Annotated in this window: 1 protein-coding gene; it reads right to left on the bottom strand. The window is 43.6% G+C overall.

The genetic code is table 11. The features are described from left to right. Nucleotides 1-178: 178 nt before the first annotated feature. Nucleotides 179-1,072: a transposase gene (locus tag DP117_RS31650; RefSeq protein WP_248277918.1), complete on the bottom strand. Its 894-nt coding sequence runs from the start codon at nucleotides 1,070-1,072 to the stop codon at nucleotides 179-181. Between the last annotated feature and the right edge of the window lie 202 nt (nucleotides 1,073-1,274).

Raw genomic sequence — 1,274 nt, 5'->3', positions numbered from 1 at the left:
GTATTAGCAAAACCCGTGCTGTGGTATCGCTTCTCCCAAAAGTGTCCTGTCCTGTCGTGTGTGTGTGGTTTTGGGGGGTTGGTTGTCTCTTCTCTCGCATCGAGACTTGTAAACTGTAACATCTAAGCGTTTCAGAATTTTGTGAATATTTATTACAACCTCCTTTCACACGGTATAATCAACATTTCAGGATTTCAATACCTGGCACCGAGGGGAAATATCCGTTTGCGTGGATAAATTTTTCTGCTACTTCATGCACTTCAGTACATTCGGTGATTCTTTGCTTATCCCAAGGTAAACTCATTTGTCCTGGGGACTTTTTCTGATTCCCTTTGTTCTTCATTAGACCTCTTGCAAAAATGCTTGAATTGTCATGTTGAGCGGAGCGAAACATCTCTGGAGATTCTTCGCTACACTGCGTTTCGCTCAGAATGACATTCACGTTTTTTGACTTTTGCAAGAAGTCTATTGATGGTAAAAAGCGACTACCCCAGTGATTTCTTTTTTCTGTCTTTGGTTGTGGTCGATATTTTTTGCAGAATCCTCGATATTTAGCAGCGCATTCCTCCAAGTTTTTCCCCAATTGCAAAAATGCAGGATGCCACTGGGTGATACCATCATCACTTAAGCGATCATGAATGCCATAGTTGCTGAAATCGTAGAAAAAACCCTGTTGCATTCCAGCTGCTTTAGGATTAGCGTGGATGTATCGCAAGGTATTCAACGCTCGCCGTTTATCCGTATTAGCAAAACCCGTGCTGTGGTATCGCTTCTCCCAAAAGTGTCCTGTCCTGTTCAGCATCCGATTAAAACACATAGCAGTATACCAGTTGAGCCAGTGCATAATTTTAGGCAATTCCTCTGGCTGTTGTGGTTCTAGCAGATAATGGACATGGTTGCTCATGATGCAGAGAGCATAAAGCTTAAACCCATATTTTTGCTGTGCCTTTTTGATAGCATAAAGCAGCACTTCACGGCATTCCAACCGCGTAAGGCGAAATTCTCGGTTGTTGCAACGAGTGGTGATGTGATAGCAAAAGCTTGGTTGTAGGTTACGTTTAAGGCGGGGCATTGAGAGATTATAGTCAATGGATACACTGACTTTACCGTGCAGACTCTTATGATAAATCATGTGGCGGGCATAAGACTCGCGAACGAGTGTTTAAGACTCGCGGACGAGTGTTTAAGACTCGACGACGAGTGTTTAAGACTCGACGACGAGTGTTTGAGACTCTCGCACGAGTGTTTAAGACTCGACGACGAGTGTTTGAGAC

The organism is Brasilonema sp. UFV-L1, from assembly GCF_012912105.1.
Lineage (GTDB): Bacteria > Cyanobacteriota > Cyanobacteriia > Cyanobacteriales > Nostocaceae > Brasilonema.
This window is presented reverse-complemented; position numbering and strand designations above follow the sequence as displayed.